The 23,477-nt window shown below is 73.0% G+C and carries 17 protein-coding genes; 7 read left to right on the top strand and 10 right to left on the bottom strand.

The window, feature by feature from the left end; all coding sequences use genetic code 11:
- Positions 1 to 36: 36 nt before the first annotated feature.
- Positions 37 to 1,821 carry a molecular chaperone DnaK gene (gene dnaK / locus ACFHWS_RS13620; protein WP_416555187.1) on the bottom strand — a complete coding sequence of 595 codons (1,785 nt, stop codon included), beginning with the start codon at positions 1,819 to 1,821 and terminating at the stop codon, positions 37 to 39.
- Between the two features lie 196 nt (positions 1,822 to 2,017).
- Between dnaK and ACFHWS_RS13615 the strand changes: the two genes are divergently transcribed.
- Together ACFHWS_RS13615 and ACFHWS_RS13610 are read left to right on the top strand one after the other, a co-directional pair.
- Positions 2,018 to 2,206: a DUF2795 domain-containing protein gene (locus tag ACFHWS_RS13615; protein WP_416555185.1), complete on the top strand. Its 189-nt coding sequence runs from the start codon at positions 2,018 to 2,020 to the stop codon at positions 2,204 to 2,206.
- A gap of 34 nt (positions 2,207 to 2,240) precedes the next feature.
- Positions 2,241 to 2,990: a methyltransferase domain-containing protein gene (locus ACFHWS_RS13610; protein WP_416555183.1), complete on the top strand. Its 750-nt coding sequence runs from the start codon at positions 2,241 to 2,243 to the stop codon at positions 2,988 to 2,990.
- 411 nt (positions 2,991 to 3,401) lie between these two features.
- Here the strand turns inward: ACFHWS_RS13610 and ACFHWS_RS13605 are convergent, their stop codons facing one another.
- The gene (locus ACFHWS_RS13605) at positions 3,402 to 4,886 is read right to left on the bottom strand and encodes a hypothetical protein (protein ID WP_416555181.1); all 1,485 of its coding nucleotides are present in this window, start codon (positions 4,884 to 4,886) and stop codon (positions 3,402 to 3,404) included.
- Positions 4,887 to 4,913: 27 nt separating this feature from the next.
- Positions 4,914 to 6,773 (bottom strand): S8 family peptidase, encoded by a 1,860-nt coding sequence (locus ACFHWS_RS13600; RefSeq protein WP_416555179.1) that lies wholly within the window; start codon positions 6,771 to 6,773, stop codon positions 4,914 to 4,916.
- Between the two features lie 238 nt (positions 6,774 to 7,011).
- Here ACFHWS_RS13600 and ACFHWS_RS13595 point away from each other — a divergent pair, with 238 nt between their 5' ends.
- Positions 7,012 to 11,598 carry an HAD-IC family P-type ATPase gene (locus ACFHWS_RS13595; protein ID WP_416568296.1) on the top strand — a complete coding sequence of 1,529 codons (4,587 nt, stop codon included), beginning with the start codon at positions 7,012 to 7,014 and terminating at the stop codon, positions 11,596 to 11,598.
- Here the strand turns inward: ACFHWS_RS13595 and ACFHWS_RS13590 are convergent.
- The 4 genes from ACFHWS_RS13590 to ACFHWS_RS13575 all read right to left on the bottom strand — a co-directional run bounded on the left by ACFHWS_RS13590 (position 11,582) and on the right by ACFHWS_RS13575 (position 15,978).
- Positions 11,582 to 12,154, bottom strand: coding sequence for a hypothetical protein (locus ACFHWS_RS13590; RefSeq protein ID WP_416555175.1), 573 nt, complete (start codon positions 12,152 to 12,154; stop codon positions 11,582 to 11,584). The two genes, ACFHWS_RS13595 and ACFHWS_RS13590, sit on opposite strands and share 17 nt — an antisense overlap.
- 81 nt (positions 12,155 to 12,235) lie before the next feature.
- Positions 12,236 to 13,714, bottom strand: a complete 1,479-nt coding sequence (locus tag ACFHWS_RS13585; RefSeq protein ID WP_416555173.1) for an NADH-ubiquinone oxidoreductase-F iron-sulfur binding region domain-containing protein — start codon at positions 13,712 to 13,714, stop codon at positions 12,236 to 12,238.
- Positions 13,711 to 15,297, bottom strand: coding sequence for a hypothetical protein (locus tag ACFHWS_RS13580; protein WP_416568295.1), 1,587 nt, complete (start codon positions 15,295 to 15,297; stop codon positions 13,711 to 13,713). The genes ACFHWS_RS13585 and ACFHWS_RS13580 overlap by 4 nt, the downstream gene beginning before the upstream one ends.
- A gap of 390 nt (positions 15,298 to 15,687) precedes the next feature.
- A complete protein-coding gene (locus ACFHWS_RS13575; protein WP_416555169.1) occupies positions 15,688 to 15,978 on the bottom strand; it encodes a hypothetical protein in 291 nt (96 codons plus the stop codon).
- Positions 15,979 to 16,744: 766 nt separating this feature from the next.
- On the opposite strand from ACFHWS_RS13575, the gene ACFHWS_RS13570 reads away from it, so the two are divergent.
- The 4 genes from ACFHWS_RS13570 (at position 16,745) to ACFHWS_RS13555 (ending at position 19,992) form a co-directional block, all read left to right on the top strand.
- Complete coding sequence (locus ACFHWS_RS13570; protein ID WP_282230618.1) at positions 16,745 to 17,152, top strand: pyridoxamine 5'-phosphate oxidase family protein; 408 nt, start codon at positions 16,745 to 16,747, stop codon at positions 17,150 to 17,152.
- A 76-nt stretch (positions 17,153 to 17,228) separates the two neighbouring features.
- On the top strand, positions 17,229 to 18,458 hold the full coding sequence (gene cbiE / locus ACFHWS_RS13565; protein WP_416555167.1) for a precorrin-6y C5,15-methyltransferase (decarboxylating) subunit CbiE: 1,230 nt from the start codon (positions 17,229 to 17,231) through the stop codon (positions 18,456 to 18,458).
- On the top strand, positions 18,455 to 19,198 hold the full coding sequence (cobM, locus tag ACFHWS_RS13560; protein ID WP_416555165.1) for a precorrin-4 C(11)-methyltransferase: 744 nt from the start codon (positions 18,455 to 18,457) through the stop codon (positions 19,196 to 19,198). The genes cbiE and cobM overlap by 4 nt, the downstream gene beginning before the upstream one ends.
- The gene (locus ACFHWS_RS13555) at positions 19,195 to 19,992 is read left to right on the top strand and encodes a cobalt-precorrin-6A reductase (RefSeq protein ID WP_416568294.1); all 798 of its coding nucleotides are present in this window, start codon (positions 19,195 to 19,197) and stop codon (positions 19,990 to 19,992) included. Before cobM ends, ACFHWS_RS13555 begins: the two co-directional genes overlap by 4 nt.
- On the opposite strand, the gene ACFHWS_RS13550 is transcribed toward ACFHWS_RS13555, so the two are convergent.
- The 3 genes from ACFHWS_RS13550 to ACFHWS_RS13540 are packed head-to-tail and all read right to left on the bottom strand — an operon-like array spanning position 19,980 to position 23,406.
- Positions 19,980 to 21,503, bottom strand: a complete 1,524-nt coding sequence (locus ACFHWS_RS13550; RefSeq protein WP_416568293.1) for a precorrin-2 C(20)-methyltransferase — start codon at positions 21,501 to 21,503, stop codon at positions 19,980 to 19,982. The two genes, ACFHWS_RS13555 and ACFHWS_RS13550, sit on opposite strands and share 13 nt — an antisense overlap.
- On the bottom strand, positions 21,500 to 22,138 hold the full coding sequence (locus ACFHWS_RS13545; protein WP_278168935.1) for a precorrin-8X methylmutase: 639 nt from the start codon (positions 22,136 to 22,138) through the stop codon (positions 21,500 to 21,502). The genes ACFHWS_RS13550 and ACFHWS_RS13545 overlap by 4 nt, the downstream gene beginning before the upstream one ends.
- The gene (locus tag ACFHWS_RS13540) at positions 22,135 to 23,406 is read right to left on the bottom strand and encodes a precorrin-3B synthase (RefSeq protein WP_416555157.1); all 1,272 of its coding nucleotides are present in this window, start codon (positions 23,404 to 23,406) and stop codon (positions 22,135 to 22,137) included. The genes ACFHWS_RS13545 and ACFHWS_RS13540 overlap by 4 nt, the downstream gene beginning before the upstream one ends.
- Positions 23,407 to 23,477 lie beyond the last annotated feature (71 nt).

Here is a 23,477-nt window from a genome sequence, read left to right as displayed (position 1 = left end):
CTCGACAACGGAACACGCGGCCGGCCGGTTGATCAGTTAGTCACGTTCGGTGCGACCAACGGAATCAGTAATTGCCGGAACGAGTACGACGGCGACCTGTCGCAGCTCCGCCGCGAGCGTCCGCAGCCGCTCCACCGGGGCGTGCTCACGCAACGCGCCCCCGGCGTCGTCGAGAAGCATCCGGGCCCGGGTGCGCTCGTGGGCGGGCACTCCGGTGGCCGGTCCGGTCAGTTCCTGCTCGACCAACTCGATCAGTGACTCCAGATCCCCGGCGGGGTCGGTGGCGGCGGCCACCGGCCCGGCGTCGCCCGCCGGCGACCGTGGCTCGACGATCTCGGTCACCACGATCGATTGACGGCTACCGCCGTCGGCGTCGCGCGCTGAGATCGTCACCAGTCCGTCGGCGTCCGTGTCGATGGTGACCTCGATCCGGGGAACCCCACGCGGCGCCGGCCGGATTCCGGACAACCGGAACCGCCCGAGAATCCGGTTGTCCGCCGCCCGTCGGCGCTGGCCCTGCCGGACGACGACGTCGACACTGGTCTGGCCGTCCTCCGCGGTGGAGAAGACCTGGGTCCGGCGGACCGGGATGGCGGTGTTGCGCTCGATGATCGTCGCCATCGTCCCGTCATGTGCCTGCAGTCCGAGGGCGAGCGACGTGACGTCACGCAACCGGGCAGGTCCGCCCGTGCCGATGAGCAGCCCGGCCTGCACTGCGGCGCCGAGTGCCACCACCTCGTCGGCGTTGATCAGCAGCTGCGGCTCCTGACCGGCGGTCAGCCGACGCAGCAGGTCGCGCACTGCGGGGATCCGGGTCGCGCCACCGACCATCAGCACCTGATCAAGGTCCGCCGGGGCGACCCGCGCGTCCCGCATCGCCTGCTCCACCGGATTGCGGCAGCGTTCCACCAGGTCACCGGTAAGTTCGTCGAACGACGGCCGGTCAATCAGGGTCCGCAGGTGTTTGGGACCCGCGGCATCGGACGCGACGAACGGCAGGTTGACCTCCGCCTCGGTGACCGCTGACAGTTCCTCCTTGGCCCGCCGAGCCGCTTCGACCACCCGCCGCCGGGTCTGTGGATCCGCTGCCAGGTCGATGCCGTGGTCCCGGTGGAACTCGGCGATCAGGTGCTCCACCAGACGGTGATCGAAGTCGTCACCGCCCAGGTGGGTGTCGCCGGCTGCGGCGCGGACCTCGACCGTGCCGTCACCGGCGGTCAGCACGCTGACATCGAAGGTCCCGCCACCGAGATCGACCACCAGGATCGTCTGCCGCTGGCGCAGGTGCTGCCCGTAGGCCAGCGCGGCAGCTGTCGGTTCGTTGAGCAGCCGCAGGATCTCCAGGCCGGCGAGTCGGCCTGCCTCGCGGGTCGCGGTGCGCTGGGCGTCGTCGAAATGCGCTGGTACGGTGACCACCGCCCGGTCGATCCGTTCACCGAGCGTTCTGGCAGCCTCGTCGGCAAGGGTGCGCAGCACCAGCGCGCTGATCTCTTCCGGAGCGTACCGGCGGCCCTTGACGTCGAACCGGGCCAGGCCGCCGTCACCGACCACGTCGAAGACCACCTCGGCGGCCTCTCGGCCGACCTCGTCGTAGCGCCGCCCGGCGAAACGTTTGGCGGAGTGGACGGTACCGTACGGGTTGAGCACCGCCTGCCGGCAGGCGGCGTCACCGACCAGCAGGGCTCCGGCCTCGGTGAACGCCACCACCGACGGCGTGGTCCGCGACCCGGTCGCGTTCGGTACGACCGTGGGCCGGCCCCCCGAGACCGCAGCGATGACCGAGTTGGTGGTGCCCAGGTCGATTCCCACTGCGCGCGGCATGACCGTCCCCCCTCGTACCGGCGTCCGGCGCGGGCCGGTTGAGCTGTTGGTGATCGTGGCAGCCACCCGGATGACGCCGCGTCACCCGGGTGGAGTGAGCTCGGACCGGTGACAGCCGGTCGCGCGACCGGGCTCCGGTCACCTGATGTCCGGCGGGCAGGCGTGGACCGGCCCGGGGCCGGGTACCGCTGCCACCATGACCGACGCACCGCGGCTCCCCGACTACGTCGACGGCCTGGACTTCCCGCTCTCCCGCGAGGACCTGCTCCGGCGGGCCCAGGAACTCGGCGCGGACACCGCGTTGCTGCAGGCGCTACGGGCGCTGCCCGCCGAGCGGTTCGTCAACGCCGAGCAGTTGCTGGCCGAGCTCGGCCGACCTGGTTGAACCTCCGACGCACGACGGGCGGTGCGGACGTAGCGTGTTTCGTCCGGTCGACGCCGGGTACCGGCGTCGGGTGTTCTACGCGGAGTTCTCCAGCGCCCGGCACCGGTTGCACGACGGCTACCTGACCGCCACCGCCCTCGATCTGCTGGCCGCCGATCCCCGGCTGCGTGACCTCGACGTCGAGGTCCGGTTCGATGGTGGCGTCGCGCATCTGACCGGCGACGTCGCCGACGAGGCGGCGCTGCGTCGGGTCCGCGAGGCGATCGGACGGTTGGCGGGGGTACACGGGGTCTGGGACCGCGTCCGGGTCGCCGGCACCGAGCCGGTGATCCTGGACATTGGCTGCGGCGACGGCCCGCAGTACCCCGGCAACATCGGCCTGGACCAGCGACCGGGCAAGGCGGTGGCGATCGTCGCCGATCTACGTGACGGCCTGCCGGTGCGCGACAACGCGGCGGATCAGATCTTCGCGGTGCACGTGCTGGAGCACCTGACCGACTACCTGCGCCTGATCGACGAGTGCCACCGGGTACTGCGTCCCGGCGGTGTGCTACATGTGCTCTCGCCGTGGTGGCGACACGTCAACGCGGTCGCGGATCCGACCCACCTGCGGTTCTTCGACCTGCAGACGATCAAGGGCATCTGCCAGCAGCCGGGGACTGCTGGACGCTGGTATCCCCAGCACGCCTCCTGCGACGGGGCCACGGTATTCGCCGATCTGGTCGCCACCCGCGCGGATGAACCCGACCCGGCACCCGGTCATCTCGCCCGGTTCTTCGACTAGTCGCCGACGGGGCACGGTCGACCCCGGCTGGAACAGGCTGTGCCCGCTCCAGCCGGGAAGGTCGACGCGTCGAAATGGAAGGGCCGCCGCGTCGGACGGACCGGTGGGAGACGCCGTCGGCGGCCGGGTCGGACCGTGGCGAGCAGCGTTGCGAGCGCGACGACCCCGGACCGGCGCAGGTGTGGTGCGGACATGCGGTGGGCCTTTCGTCGGTGGGTGCGTCTGAATCGATGCGATACCCACCCAGCATGTAACACATACGAGACAAAATCAGCACCGGAAAGCGTCCATCGACTACCCGGAGTCAGTCCTGCAGCTGATGAACACCCGGCTGGATAGCTATGCAGAGGCAGAATCACAACTGACACTGGACGTGGTTGCCGATGACCCGCGTACGTGACGCTCATTCACTCAGCCCGGTGGCGGCACCAGCCCGCCGGCCGCCAGGACCAGCCAGGTGAGTTCGGGATGGACGATGTCACTGTGCGCGCCGGACGGTGGCCCACCGCGACGCACGACGGCGGTGGCGTCCACGTTGTGGACCCGCCGGTGCTCAAGTCGGTTGCCCCCGTGGCCTGCCGCCGCCAGCGGCAACGACCGGGCACCGACACCGGTGGCGCCGTGGAAGCCGAGTGCCCCCCACCGCTCGGTGAGCGCCGGGGCCGCGGCGGCGTCATCCCCGGCGGCCAGCGAGGCGAGCGGATAGAACACGCCCAGGGCCAAGTCGTTGGTCGAGAAGCAGACCGAAACCGGCCCGTCGATCCGGGCCGGCAGGCCGGCCAGGGCACCGGACCGGACCGGGTCGAACGGCAGCGCTGGGGCGAAGGCGAACCGGGAGAACGCCCCTTGCAGCAGGGTCAACGACCGCACCGGGCGAACCGCGCCGCCGACCGCCGGCTGTGCCGCGTCGGCGGCGAAGCTGACCAGCCGGGCCCCGAAGCTGTGCCCGACCAGGTGGATCCGCACGGACGGTGCCACCGTGGCGAGCCGGGTCAGCAGCGGCCCCAGGCCGACCCGCCCGACCCGACCGGCCCGGCCCTTCATCTGCCAGTAGGTCAGTTGCCGCAACGCCTCCTTGGCCCCGTACCAGATTCCGCGCAGCGGGTCCGCCAGCCCGGCCGCGCCGCCGACCGCCGCCGCGTCCAGCGGGGTGTGGCAGCGCCGCAACTCGTCGAGGAAGCGGGCATACAACATGACCGGGTCAACGTCGAGCATCGCGGGCAGCGCCGGTGCGGGCCCGGCCGGAGTCGGATCGTCCACAGGTCCCTCGGCCTCCGTCAGCTCCGGGCGGGTCGGTGCTGAGTCGCCCTCGTCGCCGCAACCGTCGGCGGTCATCATCGCGAACTGGCGGAGCTCGTTGGCGAAGGCCCACACCCGGGGCCGGGTGGGCGAGGTGCGGAGCAGGTGCGCCATCCGGTCCAGGGCCGGAGCGCCAGCGGGGAAGGTGGCCCGCAGCACGTTCAGCGTCTCGTCGTCCAGACCCGCCAATCGGGGACGGCCCGTGCCGCGACGCCGGCCGACCGGACCTGCCCCGGCAGCTGCGCCGCCGAGCCCGGCCGGACCGGGACCGGGCGATGCCGCGCCGGCCGGCTCGAAGTCCGGTGCCGGCTCGTCGGGCCACCGGCGTGCCGGCCAGTGCACGCCGACCAGCCCGATACTCTCCGCCCATGGTCCCGCCCGCCGCACCTGGCCGGCGAGCACATTGAAGAAGGCGGCGTAAAGCGCGTCAGCGACATCCCGATCGTTGTTCCAGCCGTGCGCGAGCACCACCAGATCGGTGACGCCACGGGCACGGGCACCGGACAGCAGCCCGGTCACCGACACCGGGTCCGGATCCCCTGCGGCGTCGAAGCGCAGCTCCCACCACGGGAGACCGCCGATCCGTCGGTCCGTCATCGGGCCCCTTTCCGCCGCCACCGGTGGTCACACCGACTGCAGTGCCCGCATCAGGTCCACCAGCCCGTGGCCCTGGAAGTGCCGGTCGCGGCCGAGCGGCACGGCAGTGTCGAGCAGGATCTGCTTGACCCGCTCCGGCTGGCCGATGAACTCCCGACGCACCGACAGGAACGCAGCGACCGCACCGGAGACATGTGGCGCCGCCACGCTCGTACCGGACTCCTCCAGGTAGACCGCCGTGTGCGGGTCCGGGCCGCCGTCCTCGGTCGTGGTCAGCCGGGCGCCCGCCGCGCAGGAGACGATCCGTTCGCCGGGAGCGACCAGGTCCGGCTTACGGCGGCCGTCGCCGGTCGGCCCCTTCGAGGAGAAGTAGGACACCCCGTAGGTGTGCGGCATGTCGCGGTGTGTCGACCCGACCGTGATCGCGCGTTCGGCGTTGCCCGGATCGTTGATCGTCGCACCCAGCGCGAACCGCGACGGTACGCCGAACGGCGCGCCCACCGCGCCGTACCCCGAGTTCCCTGCGGCGGTCACCACGACCACCCCGGACCGAACCAGTTTGTCCACCTCCCGGCAGAGCGGGGACTGGCCGCATGCGAACCACTCCGGATCGAACTCGTACCCGACGCTGAGGTTGACCCCGTGGATGCGCATCACCCGGTCGCTGCGCGCGTTGACCTCGCGTACGTAGGCCAGCGCGGCGATCACCCGGGACACCCGTTCGGTGAGATCACCCCCACCGTGCAGCACCTTCAGGCTGACCAACCTGGTCAGCGGCGCGACACCGACCATCGAGGCCGGGTCGACCACCGGACGGGACACCGGGACCGGAACGGCCGGATCGTCGATGTCGTAGCGGTGCTCGATCACTCGTACCGTGCGCTGCGGATGCCGGCGCACCCAGTCGTCCACGCCGCCGGCGATGATCCCCGCGACGTGGGTACCGTGGCCGCTGTCGTCGGTCAGCGCGTCGCCCACCCGGGGTCGCGCCCCGGGCGGGAAGTTGCGGTGCAGGTCGCGGACCTCGGGTGCGCTGAGCGTCGCGTAGCTGGCAAAGTGCGGGTGCCGGGCGTCGATGCCCGAGTCAACGACCGCCCAGACGATCCGTTCGCCGGTGGCGTTGAAGGTCCGCCGGGCCGCGTCCGCCTTGATGGTGGCCGCCGAGACGTCGATTTGCGGTCGGACGGGAAAGTCCGGCCAGATTCTGTGCACGCTGCGCTGATGCGGATCGCCGACCACGGTGTCCGCCGCTACCAGCCGCTTCATCTGGTTGACGCTGAGTTCCCCGACGACGTACTCGCCGGCCAGTGGCCGGGGGTGCCGACCCGCGGTGACCCGGAACCAGAGTCCGGCCAACTGCTCGGTGGCGCGCTGCGGCCCACCGGCGAAGTGCAGGTTGACCGCGACCAGCACCGGCACCGGCTCGTCCGGACCGAGTGGGAAGCCGAGGCGCTGCCGCCCGGTGACCGCCCGCAACGGATCGGTGATCACCCCGGGCGCGGCGAGCGGCGCTGGACGGTCCGGACCGGGCGCACCGTTGGTGTCGTTGCCGCCGGTGGCGGCCGACCCGTCGGAGGCCGGCACGGACGACGGCCCGGACGACGGCCCGTGGCCGGCCAGCAGCGTAGCCCGTGCCCGACCGGCGTCGGTCAACGACCAGGTCCGGCCACCGGTGACCAGATTGGCGACGCGCAGCCGGTCCAACGCCTGCCGGACCCGGCGGTGCCACTGCGGTTCGCCGTCGTGGTCGGCACGCTCGGCGTCGCCGAGCCGGTCACCGTACCGGAAGGCCACCTCGCGCAGCACCGTGACGAGACCGGGGGCGGCCCGGGGGCGGCCGGCGAGCGCGATCAGCGTACGGCTGTCCCAGTCATCCGGCTGCGTCACGGCGGTCCCCTCCCACCAGCACCGCTGACGGCCGATCGACGACCACAGCAGCACCTCAAGCATAGAGCGACGGCATAGCTACTCAAAGTGACAGATCGGCCCCCTTCCGGACCGGCCACCAGCCCCGAAAACAGGAAACCCACTCAGCTACGCATCGCCCGGCCCTACGGTGAGAAGACGAGAGCCAGCGCTGACCGTCATCCCCCCGGGGCGGACCGACGCCAGGGAGGTGACGCCCGTGCTGGAGCGTCCGGCAGCCACCATCAGCTCGGTACGGCACCGCCGGATGGCCCACGCCCGGCATGCCTGGGCCTACGACGGCCACGCCCATCTCGAGGTCAGCACGGACGACCATGGTCGGGTGATCGCCGACGTGCAGCGGCTGGAACAGGCCCTGCACGAGGTCGACGGAGTGCACTGGGCGGCCTGGAACGGCGCGCTGGGCCGGATGGTGGTCCGGTTCGACCCCGAGGTGATCGGCAACTCCCGGCTCGTCGCCGCGCTGGCCGACGCGGAGCGGTGCGTCGCCCCGCAAGTGACCGGCACCACGCATGTTGATGCCGGCCTCGGCAACGCCGTGTCACTGGCCGGTGATCTGATCGGCGCCGGCGTCGGAACCGTCGGCAAGGTACTCCGGCTGCCCGCACTACCCAACGAACTCGCCGCGCTGCCCGCCGCCTTCGAGCACGTGCCGCAGCTGCGTGCCTGGTTGCGCCGTACCCTCGGCCCGGTCGGCGCCGACCTGGGCCAGGCGCTGTTCAGCACCGCCGTGGCAGCGGCCTCGCAACGCCCGCTGACCAGCCTCACCGATGCCGTACTGCGGGTCGCGCTGATCGCCGAGGATTCCGCCTACCACAAGGTCTGGGCCGCCCGGGCCCACGAACTGCATCCCGACCCGGACAGCAGTCGCGCACCGGCGCTGCCGGCGCCGGCCCGCCCTCGACCGCTGCCGGACGGCCCGATCGAGCGGTACGCCCAACGGATGAGCACGCTGACCCTGGTCACCGCCGGAATGCTCACCATGCTGCCGGGCGGCCGGCAGCGTGCCGCCCGGGTCACCGCCGTCGCGTCCCCGCGCAGCGCCCGGACCGGCCGCGACGCCTACTGCGGTGAGCTCGGCCGGATCCTCGCCCGGCGGGGTGTGGTGGTGCGGGAAGCCGCCGCGCTGCGCCGGCTGGACCGGGTCGACACCGTGATCGTCGATGCCTCGATGCTGCTCACCGGCCGCACCCTGGTCACCGCGGTGGTTCCGATCAGAGGTAACGAGGAGCAGGCCCGCCGGATCGCTGCCCGGCTGCTCGATCCCGTCACCGACCCGGGGGACGGCTGTGACCAGCCCCGACCGACCACCGGCGGAGCGGGCGGCGGCGAGGCCACCGACGGCTGGGCGTTGACCGCCGCGCACCGGCTCACCCATGTGTTGCCAGCCGACCTGCTGGACCGGCTCGGCAGCAGCGACCCGCCGGACGGCGACCGGGCCGGGACTCCCGGCGGCAACCTGCTGGTGCTGACGCGGCACGGGGAGCCGAGGGCCCTGGTACGCGCCGAGGCCGAGCTGGATCCGCTGGCGGAGGCGCTCACCACGGCAGCCCGCCAGGTCGGCCAGTTGCTCATCGCGGGCCGCAGCCGGGCCGGCCGCAGTCCGGCGACCGGCCCGACCGGCAGCCTGCTCGCCAGCCGCTGCCAGGCGGCGGGGACGGTGGCCGGGGGATCGAAACTGGCCGCCTCGGTAAGGACGTTGCAGCAGGCCGGCCACGGCGTCGCCCTGATCGCCGCCCGCAACGACGTCGCCCTGGCCGCCGCAGACTGCGGAATCGGGGTGGTCCAGGCCGCCGCCCGCCGCCCGCCGTGGGGCGCCCACCTGATCTGCGCGCCCGGGTTGGAGACCGCCTGGCTGGTGCTGGAGGCGACAGCGCTGGCCCGTTCGGTGAGCGCCGACAGCGCCCGGCGGGCCATGCTCGGCTCCGTCGCCGCCGCCGCGCTCGGCGTGCTCGACGGTAGCCCCCGTGGCGGCTCGCGGTCGCTACTGATCGACAACGTGGCTGGGCTGGTCAACCTGGCGATCGGGCACCGGGCGGCCCGCGGGCTGCGCGGGCGGGCGGCACCCGCGCCGCGCAGCCGGGCACCCTGGCACGCCATGCCGGTCGATGAGGTGCTCACCCGGCTCGGCTCCTCGACCGAAGGTCTCAGCGGCGTGCAGGCCCGGCAGCGGCAGGCCGAACAGTCAGGTGGCCAACCCGACGACGGGCCAGGACGAGGCCTGTGGCGGGCCACCGCAGCCGAGCTGGACACGCCACTGACCGGTCCGTTGGCCGCCGGCGCCGGGGTGTCGGCGATGACCGGATCGACCGTGGACGCCGTCATGGTCCTCTCGGTGATCATGGCCAACGCGCTGCTCGCCGGGGCCCAGGAGATGGCGGCCGGGCGGGCGCTGCGCCGGCTGCTCAGCGCCGGGGCCCTGCGGGTGCGGTTGCAGCGCGACGGCGAACAGCATGTCCGCCCGGCGGAGGACCTGGTAGCCGGTGACCTCATCTGTCTGGAAGCGGGCGACTCGGTGCCCGCCGACTGCCGACTGGTCACCGCCAACGGTCTGGAGATGGACGAGTCGAGCCTCACCGGTGAATCGGTCCCCGTGGCGAAGACCGTCGACGGCACCGGAGCCGACGTGGTCGCCGACCGGACCAGCATGGTATACGCGGGCAGCACCGTGGCCGCCGGCACGGCAACCGCCGTCGTGGTGGCGACCGGCCGGTCGACCGAGGCGGGCAGCTCCATCGACCAGGTGCAGGGCGAGTCTCCACGCGGCGGGGTGCAGGCCCGGCTGCGGCAGATCACCTCGGCGTCGGTACCGACCGCGCTCGCCGCCGCTGCGGCGACCCTCGGCAGCGGGCTGCTGCGGGGCCGGCTGGCCGAATCGGTCGGGTCCTCGGTGGCCCTCGCCGTCGCCGCCATCCCCGAAGGACTGCCGTTCGTCGCCACCGCCGCCCAGCTCAGTGCGAGCCGGCGGTTGTCCCGGCACAACGTGCTGATCCGGGATCCCCGGGCGATGGAGGCGCTCGGCCGGGTCGACGTGATCTGCTTCGACAAGACCGGCACCCTCACTCAGGGATCGATCCGGCTGCAGAGTGTCTGCGACGGCCGCCGGACCGAGCCGGGCGACGCGCTGGGCTCCGACCTGCGCCGGATTCTGGCCGCGGCGCTGCGGGCCACCCCGGTCCCGGACGGCGGTCAGAAACTGCCCCACCCGACCGACCGAGCTGTGGTCGACGGTGCCCACTCGGCCGGGGTGGGCATCCGGGAAGGCGCCGAAGGCTGGGAACCCCTCGCAGAGCTGCCGTTCGAGCCGGGCCGGGGCTTCCACGCGGTGCTCGGCACCTGCCCGGGTGGTGCCGTCATCAGCGTCAAGGGCGCCCCGGAGACGGTGCTGCCGCGGTGCGCGACCTGGCGCCGCGCCGACGGAGTGGTGCCGCTGGACGACGCCGGCCGCCGCGAGATCGACCTGGCCATTGACGGGCTGGCCCGCGGCGGTTTGCGGGTACTCGCCGTCGCCGGTCGGGTCGCGTCCGGTCGCCGGGACCTCGACGACGACCGGATCGACCGGTTGGAGCTGCACGGGTTGCTCGGCCTGGCCGACCCGCCACGCGACACCGCCGCCGACGCCATCCGGCGGTTGCGCCGTGCCGGGATCACCGTGGTGATGCTGACCGGTGACCACCCGAGCACCGCCGAGTCGATCGGCTCGCAACTCGGCCTGCTCGACGGCAGCGCGGTGGTCACCGGGGCGGACCTCGACGCCGCCGGACTGGACCAGTTGCCCGGGCTGGTGTCCCGGACAGCGGTCTTCGCCCGGGTCAGTCCGGCCCACAAGGTCGCCGTGGTCCGGGCGCTGCGCCAGGCCGGCCGGGTCGTCGCGGTGACCGGCGACGGTGCCAACGACGCACCGGCGATCCAACTCGCCGACGTCGGAATCGCCCTCGGCGATCACGGCACCAGCGCCGCCCGCCAGGCGGCGGACATGATCGTGGTCGACGGCCGGATCGAGAGCATCGCCGAGGGCGTGGCCGAGGGGCGGGCGATGTGGGTGTCGGTGCGCGAGGCCCTCGCCCTGCTGCTCGGCGGCAACCTCGGGGAGATCCTTTTCTCGGTCGGCAGCTCGCTCATCTCCGGCCGGCAGGCACTCAACCCCCGGCAGATCCTGTTCGTCAATCTGATGACCGACCTGCTGCCGGCGATCGCCGTGGCGTCGCGCCCACCACGGAGGATCAGCGCCGACGAACTCGCCCGCGAGGGACCGGAATCGTCGCTCGGCGCCAGCCTCAACCGACAGGTCGCCCGGCGAGCGGCGGCGACCGCGCTGGCCACCACCGGAGGTTGGCTGACCGCCCGGTACACCGGCACCCCCGCCCGCGCCGGCAGCGTGGCGCTCGCCGCGTTGGTGGCCGCCCAGTTGGCGCAGACCGCGGTGGCCGCGAAGGGTGATCCGACCGTGCTGGCGGCGGCCGGGGTGTCGCTCGGGGCACTGTTCGGGGTGGTGCAGACGCCGGTGGTCAGTCAGTTCTTCGGCTGCCGTCCGCTGGGACCGGTCGGCTGGTCGATCGTCGGCGGTTCGGCGGTCGCCGCGGCCGGGCTCGGGCTGCTGCCGCTGGAACGGATCGAACGGCTCCGCCGGACCCGAATGGGCCGGTTGACAACGGATGTCGCCCACCGGGGGGCCGGCCACCGGGTACGCCGGGCCGTCCGCCCGGTGCGCCGGTTGCGGCCGACCGGAACCGACGCACCGGCCCGGTCTGACACCCGGATTCGTCGACCTACGCCGCCGCGCTGATCTGGCGTTCGAAGCGCTGCCGCAGCCCGTCCGCCCGTTGCGGGTCGGCGAAACCCTTGAACGCCTGGTCGACGAACTCCGCCGGGATCATCGCCTCGACCTGGGTCCGAAAGTCCTGGTCGAGCTGGGTGACGGTCAGCTCAGGCGGATCGGTGAGCCGGGCCACGATCGGCCCGGCGTTCATCCGGGACAGCAGATACGGCGTGCCCGGCGTACCTGTCGCGCACAGGTAGTAGCCGTAGGCCGTGCCCACCTCGTCGGATCGGGCGGTAGCCGGGTCCAGCCGCCAGACCTCTGCGGTGCACAGCATCCGTTCGTCCGGGTTGACCTCGTGACCGTGCGCGGCATGTTCGTCCGCAGTGGACTGCTCGATGGTGGTCGCGATCCGTAGCGCGGCGTCGTCGCGCAGTTGTGCCTCGGTCAACACCGGCGCCGCCGCCGCGGTCGAGTAGTGGAAGCCTCCCGCGAGCAGCATCAGCACCAGCAGTTCCGGCACCAGCGACCACGCCGCGACGCGTCGCCGCGACACCCGAGGCGAATCGACATCTTTCAACACCACAGCAGTGTCTCAGCAGCCGGCCGGGAAGGGAAGCCACCGGCTGCGCCGGTGGCGGCGCGGCGCTGCCGGTGGCTGCGGTCAGTGGCCGCCCTTGCCCTCGCCGAGCCGCAACGCCAGCGCCGGACACATGTTGACCGCCTTGCGGGCACCCGGTTCCAACCACACCGGCACCGGGGACGGTGGGAAGGCCGGATAGCCGTTCGCGTCGAGCCGGATGAACTCCGGAACCACGTGTGCGCACAGGCCGTGCCCGTCGCACCGGGTCCAGTCCACACTCAGCCGCTTGGTGCCGCCGGACGGCGCGTCAGCCGGCAGCGGGAGTACACCCTTGACCGGCTTGCCGCAGCCGTCGCCCTGGGCATGCGCGGCCAGATCCTCGGTGAACACCTCCAGGGCCGAGATGGCGAACCGGGACGTGCCGTCCGGATGGCTGCAGGCGCCTCGGCCCTTCACCACACTCGCCGCCGCCCGGACCATGTCGACCGCCGCGCTGCCGATGACCAGGGAATCGACGGTGCGGGCCAGGTCCGGCAGGCCGAGCCGGCAGGGCCCGCACTGCCCGGCCGACTCACCGGCGAGATAGTGCACCACCCGGGCGACCTCGCCCATCGGACAGGTGCTGTCGCCGAGCGGGATGGTGATGCCGGCGCCGATCGTGCCACCGACCTTGGTGAAACCTTGCCGGGACACGTCGACCACGGACACCGCCTCGGGGGTGATCCACTTGCCGTGGAACCCACCGATCAGCAGCCCCGGGCCGACCGGTGCCTCGCACAGTTCCAGGATGTCCCGCAGCGGGGTCCCGGTGGGGCACTCCACCACGGCCGGACGGGCGGCGGACCCCCCGATGGTCAGCAGCACCGTCCCCGGTTCGTCGGCCAGACCGACCGCGCCGTACTCGTAGGGGCCGAGCCGGGCGGCGATGGCGATCTGGGAGTACGTCTCCGCGTTGGACAGCAGCGTCGGCAGACCGGACACCCCGGAGTCGCTGGCCCGGACCTTGACGCCGGGCGGGATGTGCGGCAGACCGTTGATGCCCCGGACCAGCGCCCCGCCCTCGCCGGAGATGAATCGGTGCGGGACGGTGACGATGCTGGCCGGCGCCGGCATTCGGCGTTCGGCCAGCGCCGCCGACAGCGACGCGCCGCCGACGCCGTCGTCCGCGACACCGATGACGATCTCGTCGGCCTCCAGCGCGTACGCGGCCAGCGCAGCACCGTCCAGGATCAGATGCGGGGCCCGGGTGAGCAGCACCTTGTCCTTCCAGCTCGCCGGCTCCCCCTCGGTGGCGTTGACCACGACGACAACCGGCTTGTCCTGCTTGTCGGCTGACTCGAGCACCGCCTTGACCTTGCGGTGGAACGGGAAACCGGCACCGCCCCGTCCCCGCAGGTCGATCGCTTCGGCCAGCCGCATCAGGTCGTCGACCGACAGTGGTCCGACCCCGCCGTGCACCTGTTCGTGCGCCCGCAGATCGAGCCGACCGAACTCCTCGAACCCGGCGGTCAACCGGGGCGGGCCGACGGTGGCGACCGGCGGGACCGATGCCGTGCTCAATTCGCCTCTCCTCGAAGCTGCGTCCAGTACTCGTCGTCGGAGTCCTCCGCGTCCCGACGTCGCCGGGACCGCCGGCTGCCCGCGGACTCTGCCGCAGCCGCCCGTTGGGCCCGCCGGGAGGCCAGATCGACCAGCGTCGGGGTGTCGTCGGCCGGCAGGTAGTCATCCATTTCCCGGTCCACCGGAGCCGGATCGGGCTCGGCCCGGTAGCGCGCCGCCCGACCGCGGGTCGGCTCGGCGGAGACTGGGCGGTCGTCGAACCGGCCACGTGGACCGGCTCCGGAAACCGGCCGGTCGTCGGCGAACCGGCTGCGGGCACCGGCTCCGGAAACCGGCCGGTCGTCGGCGTAGCGGCCCCGGGAGCCAATGGTCTCCGCCACCGAACGCCGGGGCTCGTAGCCACCGTCGTCGGCGGCCTGGCGCCGCCGACCGCCGTCCGGCTCGGCGTAGCGCCGCTGGTCCGGCTCCTCCGCGTAGCGCCGGCGGGTGCCGGCGTTGTCCTCAGCGTAGCGGCCCCGGCCGGTCTCCTCCTCGGCGTAGCGGCCCCGGCCGGGGTCGGGGTCGGACCGGCGGTACTCCCGGGAGTCCTCGGCCGCGGCCGGACGCGACCGCGGTGCGGGTCGTCCCACCTCGGGTACCCGGTACCGGTCGGCGGACCGGGGGGAGGCGCCGCGCCCGGCACCGGCCGGCGCCCACGAATCGATCATGTCCGCGCCACGGTCACCGAACGACGCGAAGCGGGCGGTCGCCGGTTCCGAGCTGATTCCGTCGTCCCGGCCGCCCCGACGGCGTGACGATCCGGACCCGGAGCGAGAATCGTCGGCCATCTTGCCGACCGGCTTCATCGAGGTGCCGGTGGCCTGCGACACGAACGGCTTCTTCTTGCCCACGCCGGTGGCGAACCGGACCAGCAGGGCGATGACCACCAGCACCAGGCAGATCACGTAGCTGAGCGTCACCCAGGTCGCCGGGGGTCGGCCGGTGCCGAGTCCGTGCGTGATCCCGATCGGCCAGGCGACATAGGCGCCGCTGTGCAGCGCCCGCCACAGCCACGGCGGGCCCACACCGACCCACCGGGCCCGCGCCAGGCCGGTCCACATGATGGCGAACATGAGGTACGCCGCGAGGGTGCCCATGCCCACATAGATCGCCTGACCGCCGCCCAGGAACGGGATGAACGCCCCGACGGCAGAGACCGCACCCGTGGTGATCTGCGTGATGACGTGCAGCACCAGGAAGGTGATCGCCATGATCCCGGTGGTGCGGTGCGCCGACTGCAGAAGCACCCGGTGCCGGGGCAACAGCACGATCCGGTCGGTCGCCAGCAGCCCGACCATCACCGTGATGCTGAGCGCCACCAGGGCGAAGACGCCACCGAAGAAATCCAGAAAGAAGAACGCGTAGACGTACGCGACCCGGCCTGGCGACGTGAGCATCGCCAGTGCCCAGAAGGCCGCCAGCACCGACGCCGAGAGAATCAGGACCGAAAGTCGGGACGGCTGTCGGCCGCCAGAGAGTTCGGTCCTGGGCCCGGCGGGTCGCTGGTTCTGGTTCGTCCGCGCCATCTGCTCCTCGATCTCCACTCGGTGCCATCCGCACACCCGCACCGGCCGGACTCATCCGCCCGGTCCACCCGCGAGTGCCCTGCCCTTGGCTTGGCGCCGGAGAAACCGTACCGCTTCCCGGTCGTTTCGCCCGCTCCGGTGCCGTCCCTCTGCATCTACGTAGTTGGGGCGTCGACGGATGAACGGCGCCGGGATTTGATTGTCAGGTCACTGGTCTGCCGGAATCATCCCACTACCTACCACTCAATCCACGTGCAAGAACGCGCCCGAAGCCACACAAAGTCATCGCGCGGTCACAGCAGATTCTAAGCCGAAATTAAGATGCCCCTCCGGCAACCGCGAGGAGGGCGGCGCCGGAGGGGCTGGTTCCCGGGTGAGCGGCGGGAACCTGTCTTGTGTCGGCCGGGGTCAGTCCTCCCGCAGTTCGCAGGTGGCGAGCTGCTCGAGGCCAGCCGGACGATCCCCCTGCCGACCGATCGAGATCGCGATCCGCTCGATCGCCGCCGTCCGTTTGCTCGCCAACGGACCAAGAATCGCGTTGTCCACGAAGTTCCGACCACCCTGACCCTGGCTGCTCACCAACCGCGCGTTGGCCTGCGCAAGCTGCGTCTCCAACGCCCGCAGATCCCGGTCCACCTCGGCCCGCGCCGCCGCCGGCACCGCCGGCAACCGGTCCACCACGCTGGGACAGACGATCACTCCCACATCGTCTGCGACAGAGGTGTCGGCCGCCGCGAGACCGATGCCGGCCCCCATGATCACAGCCGCCAGGCCGACCGTGCCGGCCACCTTCCACCGCCGGGAGTTTAACGGCGAGGGACCGACCGGGTGGTCGACCCTCCGCCGGGGAGAACGCGAGTACATGGGACTGACAACCCAACCCTTCTGGGGACAGTTGCCGGTAGCCGCGCCGCTCGATCGACGGCGTCCCGGTGGGCCGTGCGGCCCGTGTCCGGCGGCGCCCCGAGCGCGAGGCCGCCAGACACTGTCGGAGGATGTTCGGTGAGGCGTCGACGGTTTCCGCCGCTGTCTCGACCATGCATACGGCGGTCCGACGGGGACGGTTCAACCCCGGTCGACAGAGCATCCGATCGACGGGCGCCGGGGCAACGGACCGGGTCAATGGACCCCGAGGCGACCGGACCGCGACCGGGGCGGACCACCGGGTCCGTCACCGACGGCCGGTTTCGAAGGTGGGGCGACGCAGCCGACTCTTGCGGGAGACCGACGTTAAGGCGCGCCGCCCCGCCCACACACACTACTCGCGCACCCTGCGAAAAGGATTACTGGACGCGCTGTAGCGGACTAGCAATTGCTTGGCTCGTCGGTCGGTACGGCACCCCGTTGCTGAGTCGCGACTCAGTGCAGCCGATCCGGCACCAACCGCACCGACACCGGACCTGCCAGCACCGGCGCGGGCGCGTCGGGACCGCCGCCAGGCGTCCACGGTGCCAGAATACGACGGGTGACGACATCTGCTGCCGGGCCGGAGATCAGCGACGCGCTGCGCGACTTCTGGCGCGAACGGCACCTGTGCACGCTGACCACGCTGCGCCCGGACGCAAGCCCGCATGTGGTTCCGGTCGGAGTGACCTTCGACCCGGACAGCGGCGTCGCCCGGGTGATCACCTCCGCCCGGTCCCGCAAGGCCGCACACGTGCGGGCCGCCGGCGTGACCGGGGCTCGGGTGGCCGTCTGCCAGGTCGACGGCAAGCGATGGTCGACGCTGGAAGGCCTGGCCCGGCTCCACGACGATCCGCCGACGGTCCGTGACGCGGAACAGCGCTACGCCCTGCGGTACCGGGTACCACGCCCCAACCCGGACCGGGTGGTGCTGGTCATCACGGTCACCCGCCGGCTCGGCAACGTCTGATCCGGGCGACGTCACACGGATCACCACCGACGGGGTGGCCATGTCGAGCAACGCGGCGAACCGATACCGTCGGACGATGCCCCCCAGATCCGGACCGGCTGTGGTCACCGTCGTCGGTATCGGCGCCGACGGATGGGACGGGTTGTCCGGCGCCGCCCGGTCCGCGCTGCGCGCGGCGACCGCGCTGCTGGGCAGCCGCCGGCAGATCGAGCTGATCCCACCGCCCGAACGGCCGGCGGCCACCGGCACCTGGCCCACCCCGTTGCTCGCCCACCTGCCCCGGCTGCTCGACGAGCACCGCGGGCAGCACCTCGCGGTGCTGGCCAGTGGCGACCCGATGCACTACGGCATCGGCGGCACCCTGGTCCGGCTACTCGGCCCCGACCGGGTACGGGCGGTGCCCCACCCGTCGGTGGTCTCGTTGGCCTGCGCCCGGCTCGGCTGGCCGGTCGAGGAGGTCGACGTGGTCAGCGCCGTCGGCCGCCCGGTACAGCTGCTGCACCCCCTGATCCGCCCCGGGAGTCGGCTGCTGGTACTCAGCGCCGGCACGGCCACCCCGGGTGAGGTGGCCGGCCTGCTCAGTGCCCGGGGCTACGGACCCAGCCCGCTGACCGTACTGGAACAACTCGGCGGCGCCCGGGAACAGCTGCGGACGGCCACCGCCCAGGACTGGGGCGGCTTCGATGTCGACCCGCTCAACGTCGTCGCGGTGGACTGCCGGGCCGAGCCGGGCACCCCGCCGCTGCCCCGGGTGCCAGGGCTGCCCGACGACGTCTACCAGCACGACGGCCAGCTGACCAAACGGGAAATTCGGGCGGTCACGCTGGCCCGGCTGGGTCCTCTGCCCGGGCAGCTGCTCTGGGACATCGGGGCCGGATCGGGCAGCATCGCCATCGAGTGGTCCCGTGTCCATCCGCAGTGCCGGGCCGTCGCCGTGGAGCACGACCCACGGCGGGCTGAGCGGATCGCGGCGAACGCGGCGACACTCGGCGTACCGGGTATCACGGTGGTCGCCGCGGCCGCCCCGCAGGCACTGGTCGGTCTCGACCCTCCGGACGCGGTCTTCGTCGGCGGCGGGGTCACCACCACCGGGCTGCTGGACGCCGCCTGGTCGGCACTGCGGCCCGGCGGCCGCCTGGTGGTCAACGCGGTGACCGTCGAATCCGAGGCGCTGCTCGCCGGTTGGCACTCCCGCATCGGCGGCGACCTGACCCGGATCGCCGTCAACCGGGCCGCCCCGGTCGGTGGGTTCACCGGGTGGCGACCGATGATGCCGGTGACCCAGTGGGCGGTGGAACGCCAGTGACCGTACGATTCGTCGGCGCCGGCCCCGGTGCCGCCGACCTGATCACCGTCCGGGGCCGCGAGGTCGTCGCGACCAGCCCGGTCTGCCTGTACGCCGGCAGTCTGGTCCCGACCGAGCTGCTCGCCCACTGCCCACCCGGGGCCCGGCTGGTCGACACCGCCCGGCTGACCCTGGACGAGATCGTCGCCGAGATGCTGGCCGCGCACGCCGCCGGGCTCGACGTCGCCCGGCTGCACTCCGGCGACCCCTCGCTGTTCAGCGCCGTCGCCGAACAGATCCGTCGGTTGGACGCCGCCGGGGTGCCGTACCAGATCGTGCCCGGCGTGCCCGCCTTCGCCGCGGCCGCCGCCGCGCTCGGCCGGGAACTGACCGTACCGGAGGTCGGCCAGACGGTGATCCTGACCCGGGTGTCCGCCAGCTCCACCGCCATGCCGCCCGGCGAGGACCTGGCCACCCTCGGCGCCAGCCGGGCCACCCTGGTGCTGCACCTGGCCGTTCAGCGCATCGACGAGGTGGTGGCCGACCTGCTGCCGCACTACGGCGCGGACTGTCCGGTGGCGGTGGTGGCGCGGGCCAGCCGGCCCGACGAGGTGGCGCTGCGGGGCACGCTGGCTGACATCGCCGGCCAGGTGCACACCGCCGGCGTACGGCGTACCGCAGTGATCGTCGTCGGCGCGGTGCTCGGCGCGGCGGGTTTCCCCGACAGCCATCTGTACAGCGCCGACCGGTGCCGGCGATGACCGGTGACCGCACCGGCTCCAGCCCGGACGGCGGACCCCGGGTGCTCATTCTCGGCGGCACCGCCCAGGCCCGTCAGCTCGCCGCCGCGCTGTCGACCGATCCGCCGGCGCGGGTGGTGACCTCGCTGGCCGGCCGGGTGGCCCGGCCTCGGCTGCCGCACGGCGAGACCCGTATCGGTGGCTTCGGTGGACCGGATGGGCTGGCCCGCTGGCTACGGGACGAACGCATCGGCGCGGTGGTGGACGCTACCCACCCGTTCGCGAACCGGATCTCCACCTCGGCGGTCACCGCTTGTGCCCGGACCGGCACACCGCTGCTGGTGCTGCGCCGGCCGGGCTGGACGGCCGGGCCGGGCGACGTCTGGCACCGGGTGCCGGACCTGACCGCTGCCGCCGCCACGCTGCCCGCACTGGGTAGCCGGGCGATGCTGACCACCGGCCGGCAGAGCCTGGCCGCGTTCGCGCCGCTGAGCGGCGTCTTCTTCCTGATCCGGACGGTGGACCCGCCGCATCCGCCGCTGCCCGCCGACCGGGTACTGCTGCTCGATCGTGGGCCGTACACCGTGGACGGCGAACGAACGCTGATGCGCACGCACGCCATCGACGTGCTGGTCACCAAGGACAGCGGCGGCGACGAGACGTACGCCAAGCTCGTCGCCGCCCGCGAGCTCGGACTGCCGGTGCTGATGGTCGACCGGGCCGCCGCGCCACCCGCACCGACGGTCAGCGACGTCAACGCCGCCGTGACCTGGCTGGCCAGGCTCAGCACGGCGGCAGGTGCTCAGCCCGGGTAGTGCCGTGGGGTGAAGACCACCGGCGCCGCGTCCCGGTTGTGGTTGACCTGAGTCGCTGACGAACCGATGATCAGCAGGGTCCGCATGTCCACCGTGGCCGGGTCCAGATCGGCCAGCGCCACCACGTCGACGCGTTCGCCGGGGCCACCGATGTCGCGACCCACCACCACCGGGGTCTGCGCCGACCGGTGCTCCAGCAGCAGATCCCGGGCCCGGGCCAGCTGCCAGGTTCGGCTGCGCGACGCGGGGTTGTAGATCGCGATCACCAGGTCGGCGCGGGCGGCGGCGAGCAGCCTCCGCTCGATCACCGGCCAGGGTTTGAGCCGGTCCGACAACGACAGCACGCAGTAGTCGTGCCCGAGCGGTGCCCCCACCCGGCTGGCCACCGCCTGGGCGGCGGTCACGCCGGGCAGCACCCGGACCGGCACGTCCTTCCAGCGGGGCTCGGCGGCGACCTCCAGCACCGCGGCGGCCATCGCGAACACCCCGGGGTCGCCGGAGGAGACCACCGCGACCCGGGCTCCGTCGGCCGCCAGCCGAAGCGCGTGCGCGGCCCGCTGCGCCTCGACCTGGTTGTCCGACGGGTGCCGGCGTTGCCGGGGGTTGGCCGGCACCCGGTCCAGGTACGGTCCGTACCCGACCAGGTCGTCGGCGGCCGCGAGAGCGGTCTGGGCCTGTGGGGTGATCCAGTCCCGACCGGCCGGTCCGAGGCCGACCACCACCACCTCTCCCCGGCCGGACCGGGCGGTGTCGGCGGCGCTCGCCGCGACGGTGCCACCGCGACGGCTGGCCAGCAACGCCAGAGAGAAGTACGGCACCGTCGCCGGGTCGACGTCGGCCAGCGGCTCGACGCGTTCCCCCCCGGCGCTGACCCGTTCGACGTACCACGCGTCGTCGAGCCGGCCGGCGGCGGTCAGCGCGTCGCGTACCGCCGGGAAGGTCCGGCCCAGCTTGAGCACAGCGGCGGCGTCGGTCTCGGCCAGCCGTCTAGTCAGTTCCGCCCCGGACAGGGTGCCGGGCAGGACGGTGAGCACCTCGTCGGCCTCGACCAACGGCCGGCCGAGTGCGGCGGCGGCACCGCTCATCGAGGTGACGCCGGGCACCACCTCGGTCGGGTACCGGTCGGCCAGCCGCTTGTGCAGGTGCATGTAGGAGCCGTAGAACAGCGGGTCGCCCTCGGCGAGCACGACCACGGTCCGACCGGCGTCGAGATGGGCGGCGAGCCGCCGCGCGCAGTCGGCGTAGAACTCGTCCATCGCCGCCCGGTAGCCGCCGGGGTGGGTGCTGCGCTCGGTGGTCACCGGGTAGACCAACGCCTCCTCGATCTGTCCCGCGCGCAGGTACGGCTCGGCGATGGACCGGGCTACGCTGCGACCGTGCCGGGCACTATGGTGCACGACCACGTCGGCCGCAGCAATCAGCCGGGCAGCCTTCACGGTAACCAGTTCCGGGTCACCCGGGCCGAGCCCGACGCCGTAGAGCTGACCCGGTCCGCCGCGACGCGCGTTCAACGCCCCACCTGTCCCTCGTCGTCGTTGGCGATCGCGTTCAGTGCGGCGGCGGCCATCGCGCTGCCACCGCGTCGTCCCCGGACCACCAGGTGTTCCAGTCCACCATGGTCGATCAAGGCCTGCTTGGACTCGGCGGCGCCGATGAATCCGACCGGTACGCCGAGCACCGCCGACGGCCGGCCGGCACCGGCGTCGACCAGCTCCAACAGCCGGAACAGCGCGGTCGGTGCGTTGCCGACGGCGACCACCGCGCCGTCAAGGCGGTCGACCCACAGCTCGACGGCCGCTGCGCTGCGAGTGGTGCCCAGCCGGTCGGCCAGCTCGGGCACCCGGGGGTCGGACAGGGCGCACAGCACCGGGTTGTCGGCCGGCAGCCGGCGCCGGGTGATGCCGGCGGCGACCATGGTGGCGTCGCAGAGGATCGGCGCGCCGGCCCGCAACGCGCCCTGGGCGGCAGCCACTACCTGCGGCGAGAAGACCAGGTCGTCAACCAGGTCGACCATCCCGCAGGAGTGAATCATCCGCACCGCGACCCGGGCCTGCTCGGCGGTGAGTCGGCTCAGGTCGGCCTCGGCGCGGATGGTGGCGAACGACTGCCGGTAGATCTCTGCCGCGTCGCGGACATGGTCCATCATGGCTCCTCACGTGCGATCTGGACGGCTGCGCCAAGGGCAGCCCCGGGCGGGAGGCGGATGCTGGTCCGGTCGGGGGCGTCGATCCGGTACCCGTCACCGGTGGCGGTCACCCGGACCATCGGCCCGGTCGGACTGCCGCAGCCACGCTCACAGCCGATCCAGTGCACCGGCAGGCGGTGACGGCGCCCCGGTGCTGGCAGCCGCCCGGTGTGCGTCGCTGTCGCGTCGGCGCGCACGTCGGCCCGGGACCGGGCACAGCCCGGCAGCCCGGCGCAGGCGGTCACTCCGAGCCACGGCGAGTCGGGGTCGGTGACCAGCCCGGCGCGGGCGAGCCGGTCCGCCCAACCGGCGGGGTCAGTGACCCGGGGCAGTACCACCCCCCGCCACGGCGTGATCCTCAACTGCGGCGAGGCGGCCGTGAGCAGGTCGACCTGGTCGACTGTCAAGCGTCCCAACGGGACCGCCACGACGAGAGCGAAGTCGCCGTCGGGACGGTGTCGCACCCCGACCGGCGCAACGGGACCGCCGGCCGGCGTCAGTGGTTGCCACCGCCGCGCGGTACGCCGTACCCCGGGTGCGGTGCCGGCCCGGATCACGACTCGGTCCAGCGCTGCCGGAGTCAGGTCATCGAGGCGCCACGCGCTGCCCGCCGCTGCGTCCGGATCGTCGAGGAAGGCACGGGCGGCGGCGACCGCGACCCGTACCGCGTCGGCGGGCCGGGCCCGCAGCCCGTGGTCGCCACCGGCGAGCAGCACGGTCACCTCGTCGTCCGGGCCGGGCAGCAGACCGACGTCGGCTCGGGCCGCTACGGTGTCGCCTCGGCCGTCGTCGATAGCGAAGAGGAACCGCCCGGAGAGCCGGGCCAGGTCCGGCTCCGCGCAGATCGCCGTATCGAGGGCGCGGACCTGCGCCCCGACGTCCCAGGCCGCCGGGGTGTCGATGTCGGCGAGGGCGGAGCCGAGGATATTGCGGACCCGTTCGTGCGCGGTCGACGGCAGCAGCCCGGCCGCACGCAGCCGGGCGGCGAGCGGTCCGGTGGCGGCGGCCGCGACCGCGCGCACCTGGACGTTCGCCCGGCTGGTCAGTTCGAGATGTCCATCACCGTGGTCACGGGCGACGGCGGCCAGCAGCCGCAACTGGACGGCGGTGAGCAGCCCTCCGGGGCAGCGGATCCGGGCCAGCAGGCCGTCGGCTGCCGGGTGCAGTTGCAGGGCGCCGGGGCAGGCATCGGGTGCGCCCCGGGCGGGCGGCGATGGCAAGGCGGGCACCCGGCGGATACTACGGGTCGTCCCCGGACGGCGGCCGCCGCACGGCGAATACATCACACCTTGACGAAACG

The sequence above is a fragment of the Micromonospora sp. LOL_013 genome (genome assembly GCF_048060315.1).
Lineage (GTDB): Bacteria > Actinomycetota > Actinomycetes > Mycobacteriales > Micromonosporaceae > Micromonospora_E.
Note: the sequence above shows the minus strand (reverse complement) of the source record. Positions and strands in the feature narration are given on the sequence as shown.